At 70.2% G+C, this 15,423-nt stretch carries 12 protein-coding genes; 3 read left to right on the forward strand and 9 right to left on the reverse strand.

The window, feature by feature from the left end; genetic code table 11:
- Positions 1-21 precede the first annotated feature (21 nt).
- Positions 22-1,053, forward strand: coding sequence for an NAD-dependent epimerase/dehydratase family protein (locus tag J3S20_RS10800; protein WP_216836491.1), 1,032 nt, complete (start codon positions 22-24; stop codon positions 1,051-1,053).
- Entirely contained in the window at positions 1,053-3,425 is a 2,373-nt protein-coding gene (locus J3S20_RS10805; RefSeq protein ID WP_216836492.1) for a xanthine dehydrogenase family protein molybdopterin-binding subunit, read from the forward strand. The genes J3S20_RS10800 and J3S20_RS10805 overlap by 1 nt, the downstream gene beginning before the upstream one ends.
- A gap of 5 nt (positions 3,426-3,430) precedes the next feature.
- Here J3S20_RS10805 and J3S20_RS10810 read toward each other — a convergent pair whose 3' ends face one another.
- The 5 genes from J3S20_RS10810 to J3S20_RS10830 all read right to left on the reverse strand — a co-directional run bounded on the left by J3S20_RS10810 (position 3,431) and on the right by J3S20_RS10830 (position 11,949).
- Entirely contained in the window at positions 3,431-6,385 is a 2,955-nt protein-coding gene (locus J3S20_RS10810; RefSeq protein WP_216836493.1) for an ATP-binding cassette domain-containing protein, read from the reverse strand.
- Positions 6,386-6,387: 2 nt separating this feature from the next.
- A complete protein-coding gene (locus tag J3S20_RS10815; protein ID WP_216836494.1) occupies positions 6,388-8,565 on the reverse strand; it encodes an NHLP family bacteriocin export ABC transporter peptidase/permease/ATPase subunit in 2,178 nt (725 codons plus the stop codon).
- Positions 8,562-9,851, reverse strand: a complete 1,290-nt coding sequence (locus J3S20_RS10820; protein ID WP_216836495.1) for an NHLP bacteriocin system secretion protein — start codon at positions 9,849-9,851, stop codon at positions 8,562-8,564. Before J3S20_RS10820 ends, J3S20_RS10815 begins: the two co-directional genes overlap by 4 nt.
- A gap of 234 nt (positions 9,852-10,085) precedes the next feature.
- Positions 10,086-11,144 carry a dipeptidase gene (locus J3S20_RS10825; protein ID WP_216836496.1) on the reverse strand — a complete coding sequence of 353 codons (1,059 nt, stop codon included), beginning with the start codon at positions 11,142-11,144 and terminating at the stop codon, positions 10,086-10,088.
- 31 nt (positions 11,145-11,175) lie between these two features.
- Positions 11,176-11,949 carry an amino acid ABC transporter permease gene (locus tag J3S20_RS10830; protein WP_216836497.1) on the reverse strand — a complete coding sequence of 258 codons (774 nt, stop codon included), beginning with the start codon at positions 11,947-11,949 and terminating at the stop codon, positions 11,176-11,178.
- A gap of 121 nt (positions 11,950-12,070) precedes the next feature.
- Here J3S20_RS10830 and J3S20_RS10835 point away from each other — a divergent pair, with 121 nt between their 5' ends.
- Positions 12,071-12,865, forward strand: coding sequence for a transporter substrate-binding domain-containing protein (locus tag J3S20_RS10835; protein WP_216836498.1), 795 nt, complete (start codon positions 12,071-12,073; stop codon positions 12,863-12,865).
- Positions 12,866-12,869: 4 nt separating this feature from the next.
- Here J3S20_RS10835 and J3S20_RS10840 read toward each other — a convergent pair whose 3' ends face one another.
- The 4 genes from J3S20_RS10840 to J3S20_RS10855 form a co-directional block, all read right to left on the reverse strand.
- Positions 12,870-13,157, reverse strand: a complete 288-nt coding sequence (locus tag J3S20_RS10840; protein ID WP_216836499.1) for a hypothetical protein — start codon at positions 13,155-13,157, stop codon at positions 12,870-12,872.
- A gap of 112 nt (positions 13,158-13,269) precedes the next feature.
- Positions 13,270-14,001 (reverse strand): pyridoxine 5'-phosphate synthase, encoded by a 732-nt coding sequence (locus J3S20_RS10845; protein ID WP_216836500.1) that lies wholly within the window; start codon positions 13,999-14,001, stop codon positions 13,270-13,272.
- Entirely contained in the window at positions 13,998-14,981 is a 984-nt protein-coding gene (gene pdxA / locus J3S20_RS10850) for a 4-hydroxythreonine-4-phosphate dehydrogenase PdxA (RefSeq protein ID WP_216836501.1), read from the reverse strand. The genes J3S20_RS10845 and pdxA overlap by 4 nt, the downstream gene beginning before the upstream one ends.
- 32 nt (positions 14,982-15,013) lie before the next feature.
- Complete coding sequence (locus J3S20_RS10855) at positions 15,014-15,373, reverse strand: kynureninase/PvdN C-terminal domain-containing protein (protein ID WP_216836502.1); 360 nt, start codon at positions 15,371-15,373, stop codon at positions 15,014-15,016.
- Positions 15,374-15,423 lie beyond the last annotated feature (50 nt).

Consider the following 15,423-nt stretch of genomic DNA (forward strand, 5'->3'; position numbering starts at 1 on the left):
ATCGCTGCCAGGGAGTCGCGCATGACCGCCGTCCTCGTCACCGGAGGGGCCGGGTTCGTCGGTCTCAACCTTGTTGAGGCCCTGCTGGGCCGCGGTGAGCAAGTGGTCGTCTTCGGCCAGGAGGCGACGCTGCCGGAGCCGGCCGGCGAGATCTTCGGCCGGCTGCCGGGCCGGCTCGAAGTGATCTCCGGCGATATCCGCGATCCGGAGGCACTGGCGCGGCTGTTCCGGGAACGGCGCATCGACCGCGTCTTTCCCTTCGCCGCCGTCACCGCGGGTCCGGCGCGAGAGGCGGCCTCGCCCGGGTTGGTGCTGGACGTCAATCTGCAGGGTGTCATCGCCACCCTGGCCGCGGCGCGGGATGCCGGCACGGTGCGGCGCGTGGTGCTGCCGGCCTCCTCTGCCGTCTATGGCGAATCGGCCTATGACCATGCCTGGCTGGACGAGGTGACGACGCCCTGCATCCCCATCAGCCTCTATGGGGTGACGAAGTACGCGGTGGAACGCGCCGGCCTGCGGCTCGCCGGCCTCTGGGGACTCGATGCGGTGGCAGCCCGGATCGGCGCGACCTATGGCCCCTGGGAACGTGATACCGGCCTGCGCGACACGCTGAGCCCGCATCTGGCGATCGCCCAGGCGGCCTTGCGGGGGGAGGAGGCGGTGCTGCCGCCGGCGCCCCTGCCGAGCTACGACTGGGTCTATGTGCGCGACCTCGCCGCGGGGCTGATCGCCCTGCTGGACTGCCCCGCGCCCCCGGGACGGGTCTTCAACCTGGCCTCGGCGACGGATTGGTCGCCGCATGCCGCGGCCTGCTGCGACACCATGGCCCGCGCGATGCCGGGATTTCGCTGGCGCCATGCGGCGCCGGGCGAGGCGGCCACCATCCCCTTCAACGATACGCGCCCGCGCGGCCTCATGTCGATCGAGCGGGCGGCCGCGCTGGGCTGGGCGCCGGCCTTCGCGCCGGAAGCGGCCTATGCCGATTATGCCGCCTGGCAGAAGCAGACGCAGCGCCCCTCCCTCTCTCCCGCCGAAGCGACCGTGAGGACCTGATGCCAGACACCCATCTGCTGGACGCGACGCGCCTGAAGTTCGGAATTGGCCAGCCGGTGCCCCGGGCGGAGGATCCAATCCTGCTGACCGGCCAGGGCCGCTACACGGATGATATCGCCCTGCCGGACCAGGCCTGGTGCGTCATGGTGCGCAGCCCCTATGCGCATGGCGTCATCAACCACATCGTGACGGAGGCCGCGCGCGCCATGCCCGGCGTGCTCGGCATCTGGACCGGCGCGGATCTCCTCGCCGCCGGCTATGGGCCGATGACCTGCGCCATGCCGCTGAAGAACCGCGACGGCACCGCGCTGCGAACCACGCAGCGCCACGCGCTGGCGACGGACAAGGTCCGCTTCGTCGGCGACCCCCTGGCCTACGTGGTGGCGGAAACCCGCGCGGCGGCGAAGGATGCCGCCGAGGCGGTGGAACTCGACATCGACATGCTGCCCGCGGTCACCCAGGCCTCGGCTGCCGCCGAAGCCGGCGCGCCGCAGCTCTACGACGGGATCGCCGGCAACCTGGTGCTGGACTTCCACCAGGGCGACAGCGCCAAGGTCGCTACGGCCTTCGAGGCGGCGGCGCATGTCACCCGCCTGTCCATCCGCAACAACCGCATCGTGGTCTGCGCCATGGAGCCGCGCAGCGCGATCGGGTCCTTCGAGGACGGTCGCTACGTGCTGCGGGTCGGCTGCCAGGGCGTCTTCGGGCTGCGCGCGCAGATGGCGAAGGACGTGCTGAAGGTGCCGGTGGAGCAGGTTCGCATCCTTACCGGCCAAGTCGGCGGCAGCTTCGGCATGAAGGCGAATGCCTATCCGGAATATGTCTGCCTGCTGCATGCCGCGAAGCAGCTGGGCCGGCCGGTGAAATGGACCGATGAGCGCACCGGCAGCTTCCTCTCGGACCAGCATGGCCGCGACCATGAGGTGGAGGCGGAACTGGCGCTGGATGCGGAGGGCCGCTTCCTGGCCGTGCGGCTGACCTCCTTTGCCAATATGGGCGCCTATCTCTCCACCGTCGCGCCGCTGATGGGCACGGCGAATTTCTGGAAGAACGTGCAGTCCAACTACCGTACACCGCTGATCGAGGTGGCCACGCGCAGCTACCTGACCAATACCAGCCCCGTCTCGGCCTATCGCGGCGCGGGCCGGCCCGAGGGCAATTACTTCATGGAGCGGCTGATCGAGGCCGCGGCGCAGGAAATGGGCCTCGATGCGGTTGAGCTCCGCCGCCGCAACCATATCCGCCCCGCCGAGATGCCCTATGCCGCCGCCTCCGGCAGCACCTATGACGGCGGCGACTTCACCGCGCTGATGGAGCGGGCATTGCAGGCCGCGGATGTCGGCGGCTTCACCACACGGAAGGCGGAGAGTGCCGCGCGCGGCCTGCTGCGCGGTCTGGGCATCGGCAACTTCCTGGAATGCACCGCGCCGCCGACCAAGGAACAGGGCGGCATCCGCTTCGAGAAGGATGGCACCGTCACCATCATCACCGGCACGCTGGACTATGGGCAGGGGCACTGGAGCGCCTTCGCCCAGGTGCTGCACCAGTCGCTCGGCATTCCCTTCCAGCAGATCCGGCTGCTGCAGGGCGATTCCGACGAGCTGGTCGCCGGCGGCGGCACCGGCGGCTCCAAGTCGCTGATGGCCTCGGGCGCGGCCATCGTCGAGGCGTCCGAACTTGTGGTCGAGAAGGGCCGGGCCGCCGCGGCCTGGGCGCTGGAGGCCGCGGTCGCGGACATCGAATTCGAGGCGCATGCGGAGGGCGGGCAGGGCCGCTTCCGGATCGTCGGCACCGATCGGGGCATCGGCATCATGGAACTGGCGCATCGGCTGCGCCAGGCGCCGTCCCTGCCGGAGGGCGTGCCGGCGACGCTCGACGTCACCCATGTCTTCAATGAGGCCCCCCAGGCCTATCCGAACGGGTGCCATGTCGCCGAGGTCGAGGTCGATCCGGAAACCGGCGTCGTGCGCATCGACCGCTACACCACGGTGAACGATTTCGGCGTGATCGTGAACCCGATGCTGGTGGCCGGCCAGGCGCGTGGCGGCATCGCCCAGGGCATCGGCCAAGCGCTGCTGGAGAAGGTCGCCTTCGGCGAGGACGGGCAGTTGCAGACCGGCAGCTACCTCGACTATGCGCTGCCGCGGGCCGGAGACCTGCCGGCCTTCGGCTTCCTCAGCCACCCGGTTCCCGCCACCACCAATCCGCTGGGCGCCAAGGGCTGCGGCGAGGCCGGTTGCGCCGGGTCGCTGCCGTCGGTGATGAATGCGGTGGTGGACGCGTTGTCCGGCCTCGGTATCCGTCACCTCGACATGCCGGCAACGCCGGAGCGGGTCTGGCAGGCCATCCAGTCGGCGCGCGCCGGCGCCTGAACGGATCAGTCCGCTTTGGCCGCCGGCGTTGGTGCGCTGGCGGCCTGCCAGCGGGCTTCCTCGGCATATTGGCGGGCGAAAAGCCCGCCCTTGCGCTGGATCAGCTGGTCGAAGGTGCCGCTTTCGACGATGCGGCCGCCATCGAGGACGATGATCCGATCGGCGTTGCGGATGGTGGAAAGGCGATGCGCGATGACGATGCGCGTCGCCGGCATGGTGCGGATCGCCCGCATGGTGGCGCGCTGGGTGACGTTGTCCAGCGCGCTGGTGGCCTCGTCCAGGATCAGCACCGCGGGCTTCTGCAGCAGCGCGCGGGCCAGCAGCAGGCGCTGCACCTGGCCGCCGGACAGCACCCGGCTGGCATCGGTCAGCATCGTCTCCAGCCCCATCGGCATGGCGCGGATATCCGAGGCAAGGGCGGCCTGTTCCAGCGCCTTCCAGATCTCCGCCTCGCTCACCTGCGCCAAGCCACGGACCGCGTCGCGCAGGCTGCCCGGCGGCACGCGGCCGGATTGCAGGACGGTCGCCACCTGCTGCCGAAGCACGGCCAGGTCCAGGCCGCGGATGTCGTGGCCATCCATGTAGATGGCGCCGTTGCTGGGCTCCTCCAGCCCTAGCAGAAGCCGGACCAGGGTGGACTTGCCGGCGCCGGAGCGGCCGACGATGGCGACATACTCCCCGGCCTCGATGCGCAGCGACAGGCCGGCGAAGACCCAGGCCTCGCTTGGGCCGTAGCGGAAGGCGAGGTTGGACAATTCGATCGCGCCGCTCAGCCGGCCCGGATCGACCTTGCCCGTATCGGCCTCGGGCAGCGCATCCAGCAGGGGCTGCGCGAATTTGCGGGTGGGCATCAGGAACCACAGGGCGAACATGGTCTTCGCCAGCTGCGTGCCGGAGGCGACCATCAGCCCATAGGCCGCGATGAAGGTCATGACGGAGGAGAGGCTGGGCGGCGGCTCGCCGACCTCCACCCGCTGCATCATGGCGATGATCAGGAAGGCGGCGGCGGTCGAGAGCACGGTGAAGCCGGCGGCGAAGGCATCGTAGCCATTGCTGATCTGCCGTGCCGCGGCCAGGCGCCGCCGCATCTCGGCAAAGCGGCCGGCCCAGACGGTCTGCGCCCGCGCCTCCGCCCCCGCGAGGCGCAGCTTCACCAGGCCGGAGACGATCTGGAAGACCATGGCATCGGCCAGGCCCGACAGCGCCTCGCCGGTGGCGAAGGCGCGGGCCTGCAGCCAGCCCGCCAGATTGGCCGCGGCCAGCTGCAGCACCAGCATGCCCACCGCCACCGCGGCGGCCAGCGGCTGGGCCAGCAGCATCAGCACGCAGGAGGACAGGATGGTGGCTACCGCGCTGACGATGACGAAGCCGAAGGCGCGCAGCTGCGTGGCGAGCGAGATGGCGGAGACGGCGCGGCCGGATGTCTCGCCCACCGTCTGGCGGTTGAGCGTCGCCAGCGGCAGGCGCATCACCCGGTCCCAGATCGCCGCATGCAGGGCAGGGCCCGCCTGCGCCTCGATCCTTTGTCGCGCGATTTCGCTGCCCAGCTTCACCATCCAGCCCACGGCCGCGACCACGACCAGGGCGAGGCCCAGCTGCACCAGCTCCCCCAGATGCCCACCCGGGATGAGCAGGGAGAAGGCGACGCCGGTGGCCATCGGCACGGCCTGGCCCAGCGCGGCGCCGATCAGCATGGTGATGAAGATTGCCGAAACGTCCCCGCCGGTGCCGCGCATGCCGCTGCCGATCAGGTCCATCAGGCCGAGGGGCTTGCGCGGCAGCGGGATCAGGGGGGCGAGCGCCTCGCGACTCACCCGCTGCGCGAGGGCCTTGTCCACCCGGACGCCCGCCAGATTGTTCGCGGCGTAAAGGCGATAGCCACCGCGATGCGGCAGCAGGGCGACCGGCCCGACGCCTTGAAGGCTGCTGAAGAGCGGACCGTGGTCGTCGTCCCACCAGGCATCCGGCAGATGAGCGGGCCGCAGGCGCAGGCCGGATGCGCGGGCAAGTTCCTCCAGCGTCGGCACGGCATCGATATCTGCCCGGCGGACGCGGATGGGCCGCTTGGCGCGGATGCCGAGATGCGCCGCCACGATGCGGAACACCGGCATCAGCGGATCGCCATCCGCCGCCGCCGGTAGCTCCGGCGCATTGCCCAGGATGGCGGCAAAGGCCGAACGCTGTTCCGCCCCGGCCTCCTCATCCCGCTCCCGCCGCAGCGTCAGGCGGTTGAGCTCATCCGCTGCATCCAGGGCGAGGGCCGAGGAGAGCGCGGCCAGGCCCGCCGCGTTGAAGGTCTCGAGGCCCGCCTGCCAGGCCGGCTCGGCCACCGCAGCGCTCGCCGGCACAGCCTCGATCGTGCCGCCGCTGCCGGTGAGCCAGGCCTCTGCCGGCAAGGGGACCAGTCCCGCCACGGGTTCCAGGCCGAGCAACAGCCAGGACCCCTCCGGCAGGCGAACCCAGATCGGCGCGCCGCGGGCGGCAATGGTCGCGCCCGGCGCCGTCCTCACCGCGCCCAGCGCTGCGGAGACGGCGACATCCGTGCGCGGGCGCGGCGACATGGGGCGGGCCAGGCCTTCGGCCAGCGCGCGGCACCAGGCGGTGGTCGCGGCGGCGAGACGGCTTTCGCCGTCAGGCGCCTCCGTCAGGCTGGGCAGATCGAAGGGCGCGATCTGCGTCTCGGCGGTGCCGATGGCGATCAGCGTGGCGCCGGCCTCGTCGGTCCCGAGGCCGCAGAGCATGCCCCCAGTCGCGACCGTGCCGATGTAGCGGCGCGGGCCCTCCGTCGCTGGCGCGCGCGGAGGACGGGTGGCGAAGAGGGAGACGCTGCCGGCGGTGACCAGCCAGCGCTGCGTCGGGTCATCCAGGCGCAGGGGCGCATGGGCCGGCAGCGGGAGGCTCGGCGGCGGCTCGGCGCGGGCCGGCGCCTGCCCCTGATCGGCGGAGAGGTTGTCGGACATGGTCAACCGCTGGCGAGCATCGTGCGGAAGGGGCCCTCGATCCGCGCCAACTCGTCGGGATGGCCGCGCTGAACGATCTGCCCCCGATGCATCACGACCACCTCATCGCAATCGCGCACAAGGGCCAGGCGATGCGCGATCACGATCATGGTGCAGCCGCGCCGCCGCAGGTTTCGCATCAGCGCGGCCTCGGAGCGGTTGTCGAGCGAAGCGGTGGCCTCATCCAGCACCAGTATCGCTGGATCCGTCACGATGGCCCGGGCCAGTTCCAGCCGCGCGCGCTGCCCGCCGGACCAGTTGCGGCCTTCCTCTGCCACCACCCCGGCATAACCGCCGCGGCGGGCGAGGATCTCGTCATGGATGGCGGCATCCTGCGCGCATTCGACGAGACGCTCATCGGCCAGGGTCGGGTCCCACATGGCGATATTGTCGCGGATCGTGCCGTCGAAGAGGTAGCCCTGCTGGTCGACCACCGCGACCTCCCGCCGCAATTCCTCGCGCGGGATGGAGTCGAGCGGTCGGCCATCGATCCGGATCTCGCCGGACCAGGGTCGGTAGAGGCCCGCGATCAGCAGAGCCAGGGTCGACTTGCCGGAGCCCGAGCCACCGACGATACCGAGCCGGCGCCCGGGCTCGATGGTCAGGGAAATGCCGTCGAGCAGCGGCGCTTCCAGCCGGCTATGCCCGAAGACGACGTCGCGCAGCTCGATATGGCCGGCGAAGCGGGCCGAAGCCGCCCGAGCCGGCGGCTGGGCGAATTCCTGCGCCAGCGGGTGATGCAAGGTGTCTTCGAGCAGGGTCAGATTGGCCTTCGCGTCCTGCATCTGCGTCGCGACGCCGAGCAACTGCGCCACCGGCCCCATGAAGCCCATGGTCAGCGCCTGGAAGGCCACAAGCTGCCCCACCGTCATCTGGCCTTCCATGATACGCGCGCCGCCCAGCACCAGCACGGCGGCAGCGGCCAGGATGGCCACGAAGGCGGGCAGCCCTTCCAGCATGCCCCTGCGCAGCGCCAGGCGCTGGGTGATATTGGCGACGCCGGCGCGGGTTCCGGCCAGCTGGGCCAGCAGCAGGCTCTCGCTGCCGGCGGAGCGATAGGTCTCGATCATCTGCAGCCCCTGCTTGCCGAGCCCATCCGAGCGGAGGGTGCACGACAGCAGGCGCTGGTTGTCGTCGCTAAGCGAGCGGCTGAGCAAGGCGAGAGCCACCAGGTTGACGATCGCCGCCAGGACCACGATGGCGGTCAGAAGCAGGTCGTAGAGCGCCATGGCCAGGGCGTAGACAAAGGCGGTGACCAGCCCCAGGAGGCCGCGGCCGACATCGCCCGAGACCAGTCGCGCGATCCTGTCGTTCAGCACGACGCGGCCGGTGACATCGCCGGGATGGCGCTGGGCGAAGAAGGAAACCGGCAGCTTCGTCAGCCGCTCCAAAAAATTGGCGGATCCGGCGACCGAAAGCCGCGTCTCCAGTCGCAGCAGCAGGTTGAGCTGCAACCAGGTGATCAAGGCCATGGCCGCGGCGGCGCCGGCCATGCCGTAGAGCAGCGGCTCCAGCCATGAATCGAAGCGGCCGACCAGAACATCGTCCACGAAGATCTGGGAGAAAGCCGGAACCAGCAGGGCGGGGATCATCAGCAGCAGGCTGATGCCAAACAGGAAGCCGAAACTGGCCTCGTTGCCGCGCAGGCGGCGGAGGATGCCACCCAGCGCGCGCGGCGGCTCGCCACCCTTGCGGAAGTTCGGACCGGGTTCCAGCACCAATGCCACCCCGGTGAAATTGCGGTCCAGCTCCTCCTTCGTGATCCGTCGAGGGCCGCTGGCGGGATCGTTGATGTAGACGTGGCGAGGCCCGATCCCCTCGATGACAACGAAGTGGTTCATGCCCCAATGCGCGATCAGCGGCATCTTCATGCCGGCAAGATGGCCCGGTTCCATGCGGAAGGCCTGCACTGCCAGGCCGTACTGTCGGGCGGCCGCGGCCACATGGCTGGCGCGGCTGCCGTCGCGGGACACGCCGCAGGCCACGCGCAGCTCCTCCAGCGCCAGCCAGCGGCCGTAATGGGCCAGGACGATGCCGAGTGCCGCGGCACCGCATTCCACGGCCTCCATCTGCAGGACGGTGGGGGTGCGGACCCGGGTGCCGGAACGTCCGGGCCGCGGCGTCGCGGTGCCGGCATTCATGGCGTGGCCGCGTCGGCGGTCCGGGTCAGCCAGCCGCGCAGGGCCGGGAAGGCGAGCCCGATCAGCCGCACGGAGCGGACCGTGAACTCGGCTTCGGCCAGAGTGCCGGATTCGACCGCGAAATCAGGTCCACCGCCGGTGGACCAGCGCAGGCCGCTGCGGGTGGTCGGGTCACGCTCCAGAGCCACCTCCACCTCGAAGGGCGTGCCGAGCGCGGTGGTGAAGTTGCGCACCAATTGGTCGTTCTGCAGGGTGCGCAGCAGGCCGGCGGAGGAGGCGGGAACATCGGCCACCCGGACGACGCGCCCATACACGAAGCCATGCTCCTCGCGCCGCGTCGAGGAGGGCGAGACTTCCACGCGCAACCCCTCGGCCAGCCGCTTGCCATCCTGGGCGGTGACATAGACGACGGCCATGGTTCCGCCATGGCCTTCGGTGGGATCACGTTCGATCGTCAACAGGGCCGTGCCGCGCTGGACGACCTGGCCCTCGTTCACCTTGGCCTCGACCACAGTGCCCGAATAGGGCGCCAGCACGGCGCCCAGGCGCAGCAGGCGATCCCGCAGGGCCTGCGCCTGGCGTTCCGTCTCATCCGCCCGGCGCTCGGCCTCCATCGTCTCCCGCTCACGCTGCGTGCGCTTGAGGGCTTGGTCCAGCACAAGCTGCTCGCGTTCGTTGCGGGCGGCGGCGATCTGTTCGCGGACCTGGAAGACCTCCACGCGGGCGAAAAGCGCGCGGTCACGGTTCACCAGATTCTGCTGCGAAAGCCCGCGAAGCACGTCCTCCCGCTGAATCATCATGGAGAGACGTTCCTCCAGCAGCCGGAGGTTCTGCGTCAGCGCCGCGTCGCGGGCGACACGGAAGGCATCGGCCGCCGCTTCCTCGCGGCGATGGAACTCGATGAGCTCGCGGCGGTGCCGGGCGGCATCGGCGGCCTGGCCTTCGGCAAGGGAGAGCTGGAGGCGGACCTCGGATTGATCGACCTGGGCCACCGGCCGCCCGGCCTCAACGCGGTCGCCCGGTCGCACCAGCAGGGACTCGATCCGGCCATCCGTGTCCGCGACGATGTCCACCACGCCACCCGGCGGCAGAAGGATCCCGCGCCCGGACACCTTGACCGGAACGTCGATCAGGGAGGCCCAGACCAATCCGATGATGGCCATGGCCAGCAGGGCCCCGCCGACCGCCCAGGTCCAGGGCCGCATGACCCGCAGCGCCTCATCATAGCGATCTGGCGCCGCGGCCTCGGTAACGGCCTCCGAGCGGAACAGGGATGGTGACGACATGAGCGCGGCAAGGTTCCCAGGCTGCGTCTCAAGCTCTGCGCAGCTGGCCTTGAGTGTGCCGCAAGTTCTTCATCTTGCAAACGGGCAAAGAAGTTGAGATTCGCCCAGCGCTTGGCGCTTCATTGCTGGCCCATATGGGGGGCGGCGATCCAGGACGATTGACGTTCCATCCGGCAGGGCCTGCGCCCAAGGAAGCTTATTGAGATGGCTGCGTAGTGCCAGGTCTCACCGAGGTCAGCCTGCTGCGCGCAGGACGGCGCGCCAGATGCGAAGGAAATTTCCTGACCAAAGGAGGCCTAGCTCCCGTGCGCCGTAGCCCCGGCGAAGCAACTCGGCGCTCAGCTGCCCCGTGGTGGAGGCGTCCTGCCACCCCTCCACGCCGCCGCCGCCATCGAAGTCGGAGGACAGCCCGACATGGTCGATGCCGATCCGGCGCACCGCATAGTCGACGTGATCGGCCATCTCCGCGACGCTGGCGCGCGCCGTGCCATCGGGACCCGGATTAACCAGGAAACTCGGCATGGCCGTGATCTGGATCAGCCCGCCCACATCGCGCAGCGCATCGAGCTGGACATCGTCCAGGTTGCGCGGATGGTCGCGGAGCGTCCGGCAGCAGGCATGGGTGGCCACGATCGGCGTGCGCGAAAGCTCCGCCGCCTGCAGCATGCCGCTGCGCGCCACATGCGAGACGTCGACCATCAGGCCGACCCGGTTCATCTCCCGGATCGCATCCCGGCCTAGCGCGGAAAGCCCGCCATGCAGCGAGACGGCGTCGCCCAGCTCCGCGCGCGGGCGCGCCGCATCGGACAGCGCATTGTGCCCGTCATGAGTGACGGTAACATAGATGGCGCCGAGGCTGCGCCACAGGGCGAGCCGGGACAGATCCGTCCCCATGGCATAGCCATTCTCGACCCCAAGCAGGATGGCGAGCGTACCTTCGGCCGCGCAGGCCTCGAACTCATCCGGGGTGGTGCAGAGTTGGCGCCGCATCGGCGCATCGCCGGCGGTCGCGGCAATGGCCCGCAGCATGGCCTCCGCCCTGGCCCCGGCTGCGTCATGCCCCTCCGGCGTCCGCGGGCCCTGCGGGACATAGGCGATGAAGACCACGCCCTTGAGCCCACCGGCCAGCATCTTCGGGTAGTCCACCCGCCGCGAGGTCGCCGTCGCGGGGTCGGGCGTGGCCGGCCAGGGGATGTCGACATGGGTGTCGAGGGTCAGGGTGCTGGCATGGATCGCCTGGTACGCGGCCAGGGCATCCGGCGCGATCGCCGGGAGGTCGGAGGACTGGGTCATGCTGCGACGCTGGCCGGGCGCGCCGCGGGCGTCAACCGTCCCGCCGACGCCCCTGGTCGGCGCCCAGCCGCCGCTCCAGCCATCGCGTGCCGGCGGAGATCAACAGGATCAGCACCAGGTATTCCAGGATCAGGATGGTGTAGATCTCGAGTGGCCGGAACACCGACACCACCAGCTCATTGGCTCGCCGCGTCAGGTCCTGGTAACCGATCACGCTGGCCAGGCTGCTCATCTTCACGACATAGACGAACTGGTTGGCGATGGGCGGCAAGATGCGGCGCACCGCCTGCGGCAGGATGACAAACCGCATGGTCTGCCAGCGCGACAGGCCGAGTGCGGCGGCGCCCTCGCGCTGTCCCTGCTCGATGCTCTGGATGCCGCCGCGCAGGATCTCGGCCTCGAAGGCCGAATCGCAGATAGCGATGGCGAGCAGGGCCGCGGTGAAGACATCGAGCCGGATGCCGAGCACGACCGGCAGCCCGTAGAAGACCCAAAGGATCAGGACCAGGATCGGCACGGCGCGGAACAGCTCGACCCAGAGGCGGTTGGCCAGCCGCAGCGCCCGGTAGCGGGAGAAGCCGAGCAAAGCGACGGCGGTGCCAAGCAGGACCGAGAGCAGGATGGCGGCCAGGGAGAGCGAAACCGTCGCCCAGAGCCCCTCCGCCATGAAGCCCAGATTGGCGCGCCCCCTTGCGTCGAAGGGGTCGACCACGTGCCAGCCCCAATTGCCGCCACATCCCGCCAGAAGCACGGGTAGCAGCAGAATCCAGGGCCTGGGCAGGGTGCGCGGCGGTTGGGGTGGCATGGCGCCTGTCTCCCACGCTTTGCCCGGGCCGGCGAGATGGACCGTTGCAGTTGATTTCCGGTCTGGACGTTGCGCATCTGCCAGCGCAACCAAACTCCGCTTCCGAAACAGGAGCCACCGCATGCACCGCCGACACATCCCGGCCGCCGCCGCCGCAGCCGCCCTTCTGGTGCCCGCCCAGGCACTGGCGCAGCCCGCGGCGGCAGGGCGCCTTCAGGCGATCCAGTCGGCCGGCCGCATTCGCATCGGCACGACCGGCGACTTCAACCCGATGAGCTTCCGCGACCCGGCGACCCGCTCCTATCGCGGCCACCAGATCGAGGCCGCGGAGCAACTGGCACGCGACATGGGCGTGCGCGCGGAATTCGTGGCGACGGATTGGCGGACGCTCATCAGCGGCCTGCAGGCCGATCAGTACGACGTCGTCTTCACCGGCACCTCCATGTCGGTGGCCCGCGCCCTGGCGGCCAGCTTCACCATCCCCTGGGGGCGCACCGGCTTCATCCCCCTGACGACCAGGCGCAACGCGGCGCGATTCGCCAATTGGGACTCGCTGAACCAGAGGGGCGTGACGCTGGCGACCAACCTCGGCACGACGATGGAGCAATTCGTGCAGCAGGCGCTGCCGGCCGCCACCCTACGCCGCGTCGAAAGCCCTGCGCGAGACTGGCAGGAACTGCTGGGCGGGCGGGTGGACGCCACCATGTCCACGGTGATCGAGGCGGCCTTCCTGACCCGTGAATACCCGGACCTGGTCGCGCTGTTTACCGACCAGCCGCGCAATCCGATCCCCATGGCCTTCATGGCGCCGCTGCAGGATCCGGTCTTCCTGAACTTCCTCAACGCCTGGGTGACCATCCGGCTGGCCAGCGGCTTCTTTGCCGAACTGGGCCAGAAATGGGGGGTGAGCGCCTGACCTCTCAGGCCAGGAGCTGCAGCAACAGCATGCCAAAGCCCAGCAGGGCGGTGGGCGTGGCCAGAGCCAGCAGCGCGGTCAGCGGCAGCGGAGCCTCCGGCATGCCCCGTTCTGCGCGCGACGGAATCGCGATGGCCGCGGGATAGGTCAGGACCCTGCGCCGACGCGCGGAGGGCGGGGGCAGGCGGATCACCTTCGCGCCGCGCCCCGTGGCCTCCTCCGGAAGGCCTGCGTCATCGGTCCGCAGGAACCAGAGCGGGATGGTCTGCCGAGCAATCCGGGCTGAGGTCATGATGGTCTCGCATCCTGCAATGCGGCGCCCCCCGGCCGCTGACCGGCGGGACAGCCGCTGCGACCCGAGGCAACCGCCATGCCATGCAGATTGCAAGGGCGTGGCCTCAGGCCTACCCGGCGCGGGCAGCGTCGATCAGGTCGCGCATGCGGCGCACCGCGCTGGGCAGGCCTTCGAAGATGCTCTGGCCGATCAGGAAATGCCCGATCGAGACCTCGGACACCTCCGGGATCGCGGCGATGCCGCCGATGCAGTCGAAATCCAGCCCATGCCCGGCGTGGCAGAGCAGCCCGGCCTCGGCGACCAGCCGCGCGCCCTCCACCAACCGGGCCAGGTGCGGCGCGCGGGCCGCCGGCGCCGCATCGGCATAGGTCCCGGTGTGCAGTTCCACGCAATTCGCTCCGATCCGGGCCGCGGCCTCGATCTGCCGCGCATCCGCTTCGATGAAGATCGAGGTCCGGATGCCGGCGCCGGTCAGGCGCTTGACCATCTCCGCAAAGGCAGGACCGGCCCGCAGGATGTCGAGCCCGCCTTCGGTCGTCAGTTCCTGGCGCTTTTCCGGCACCAGGCAGACGGCTTCCGGCAGCAGCGCGGTGGCGATGCCGACCATCTCCTCGGTCGCCGCCATCTCCAGGTTCAGCTTCGTCGGCACTTCGGCCTTCATGCGCTCCACATCCCGGTCGCGGATGTGCCGGCGATCCTCACGCAGATGCACAGTGATGCCCTCGGCCCCGGCGGCCAGGCAGAGATGGGCCGCGGCGACGGGATCCGGGAAGTGGCCGCCGCGCGCGTTGCGGAGGGTGGCGACGTGGTCGACGTTGATCGACAGCAGCAAATGATTCATGGCGTGCTCCTCGCGCGGCTTTGGGCGATCTCGGCGGCCAGGCGCAGGGCCGCGATCAGGCTTCCGGCTTCCGCCTGGCCTTTCCCCGCAATATCCAGGGCCGTGCCATGGTCCGGGCTGGTCCGCACGATGCGCAGCCCCAGCGTCACGTTCACCCCGCCATCCATGTCCAACGTCTTCACCGGGATCAGGGCCTGGTCGTGGTACATGCACAACGCACAGTCGTAGCTGGCCCGGGCGCGCGGCGTGAACATCGTGTCGGCCGGAAGCGGTCCACGGGCATCGATGCCCTCGTGGACAAGGGCGGCGATGGCAGGCGCCACGACCTCAATATCTTCCCGGCCCATGGTGCCGGCCTCGCCCGCATGCGGGTTGAGGCCGGCAATGGCGATTCGGGGGCGGGCGATTCCGAAATCCCGGCGCAGGGCCGCAGCAACGACACGACCCTGGTCGAGGATCATGGCCGTGGTCAGGCTGCGTGCGGCGGCGGCCAGCGCCATGTGCACCGTCACCGGCACCACGCGCAGCCCCGGGCAGGCCAGGAGCATGACGGGTGGCTGGCCCGTGCCGGCGAGCTCGCCGAGGAATTCCGTATGGCCAGGATGCTGGAATCCTGCCGCCGTCAGAACGGATTTCTGAATCGGGTTGGTCACCACGCCGGCAATGCGTCCATCCAGGGCGTGCTGGACTGCCGTGCGGATGGAGCCGATGACGGCGCCGGCATTGGCCGGGTCCGGATGACCCAGGCAGGGTGGGCTTGGCAGGCGCTGGGTCAGGACGGGCAGAGCCTGTTGGAATACGCCCACCGCCTCTTCCGGCGCCTCGATGCGGCGCGTCGGGATGCCCTGCAGCGCCTCCGGATCGCCCAGGAACAGGAAGGCGGGCCCGGAGGTCCGCAGCGCCTGCCAGGCCTTGCACGTGATCTCGGCGCCGATCCCGGCCGGCTCGCCCATGGTCAGGGCCAGTGGAAGTGCTGTCATGGCTGCGGCCTAATCCCTCCGCGGCTTCGCGCCTAGACCTGCCGCAGGCGGGCCAGCAGCGCATCCACCTCCTGGGCCGTCTGGTAGATGCCGAAGCCGAAGCGCAGCCGGCGGCCGCGGCGGTCGGTGACGATGCCGGCCTGGTGCAGGCGCTGCTGCCAGGCCTCCGCCTCGTCGAGGTCGAAGCTGAGGAAATTGCCGCGCCGCCACTCCTCCAACGGCACCACCAGGCGGTCGGCCGACAGGCCGGTCCCGTCGAGCCCGGCGACGAAGCGGGTCTGCAGCGCATGGGCATGCGCCTGGATGGCGGCGGTGGAGAGACCGACCTGGTCCACCCAGCCCAGCGCCGCATCCAGCCGGTAGAGGCCGGCGGGATCGAAGGTGGCGCCCATGAAGCGCCAGCCATCCGCGGCATAGCCGGTGCCGCCGCCAGGCTGCTCCA

Source organism: Falsiroseomonas tokyonensis (assembly GCF_019024325.1).
GTDB classification, from domain to species: Bacteria; Pseudomonadota; Alphaproteobacteria; order Acetobacterales; family Acetobacteraceae; genus Falsiroseomonas; species Falsiroseomonas tokyonensis.

Excerpts from the sequence above, each read along its gene's own strand:
- J3S20_RS10800 (WP_216836491.1), top strand. The coding sequence starts at position 22 with ATGACCGCCGTCCTCGTCACCGGAGGGGCCGGGTTCGTCGGTCTCAAC.
- J3S20_RS10805 (WP_216836492.1), top strand. The coding sequence starts at position 1,053 with ATGCCAGACACCCATCTGCTGGACGCGACGCGCCTGAAGTTCGGAATT.
- J3S20_RS10810 (WP_216836493.1), bottom strand. The coding sequence starts at position 6,385 with ATGTCCGACAACCTCTCCGCCGATCAGGGGCAGGCGCCGGCCCGCGCC.
- J3S20_RS10815 (WP_216836494.1), bottom strand. The coding sequence starts at position 8,565 with ATGAATGCCGGCACCGCGACGCCGCGGCCCGGACGTTCCGGCACCCGG.
- J3S20_RS10820 (WP_216836495.1), bottom strand. The coding sequence starts at position 9,851 with ATGTCGTCACCATCCCTGTTCCGCTCGGAGGCCGTTACCGAGGCCGCG.
- J3S20_RS10825 (WP_216836496.1), bottom strand. The coding sequence starts at position 11,144 with ATGACCCAGTCCTCCGACCTCCCGGCGATCGCGCCGGATGCCCTGGCC.
- J3S20_RS10830 (WP_216836497.1), bottom strand. The coding sequence starts at position 11,949 with ATGCCACCCCAACCGCCGCGCACCCTGCCCAGGCCCTGGATTCTGCTG.
- J3S20_RS10835 (WP_216836498.1), top strand. The coding sequence starts at position 12,071 with ATGCACCGCCGACACATCCCGGCCGCCGCCGCCGCAGCCGCCCTTCTG.
- J3S20_RS10840 (WP_216836499.1), bottom strand. The coding sequence starts at position 13,157 with ATGACCTCAGCCCGGATTGCTCGGCAGACCATCCCGCTCTGGTTCCTG.
- J3S20_RS10845 (WP_216836500.1), bottom strand. The coding sequence starts at position 14,001 with ATGAATCATTTGCTGCTGTCGATCAACGTCGACCACGTCGCCACCCTC.
- pdxA (WP_216836501.1), bottom strand. The coding sequence starts at position 14,981 with ATGACAGCACTTCCACTGGCCCTGACCATGGGCGAGCCGGCCGGGATC.
- J3S20_RS10855 (WP_216836502.1), bottom strand. The coding sequence starts at position 15,373 with ATGGGCGCCACCTTCGATCCCGCCGGCCTCTACCGGCTGGATGCGGCG.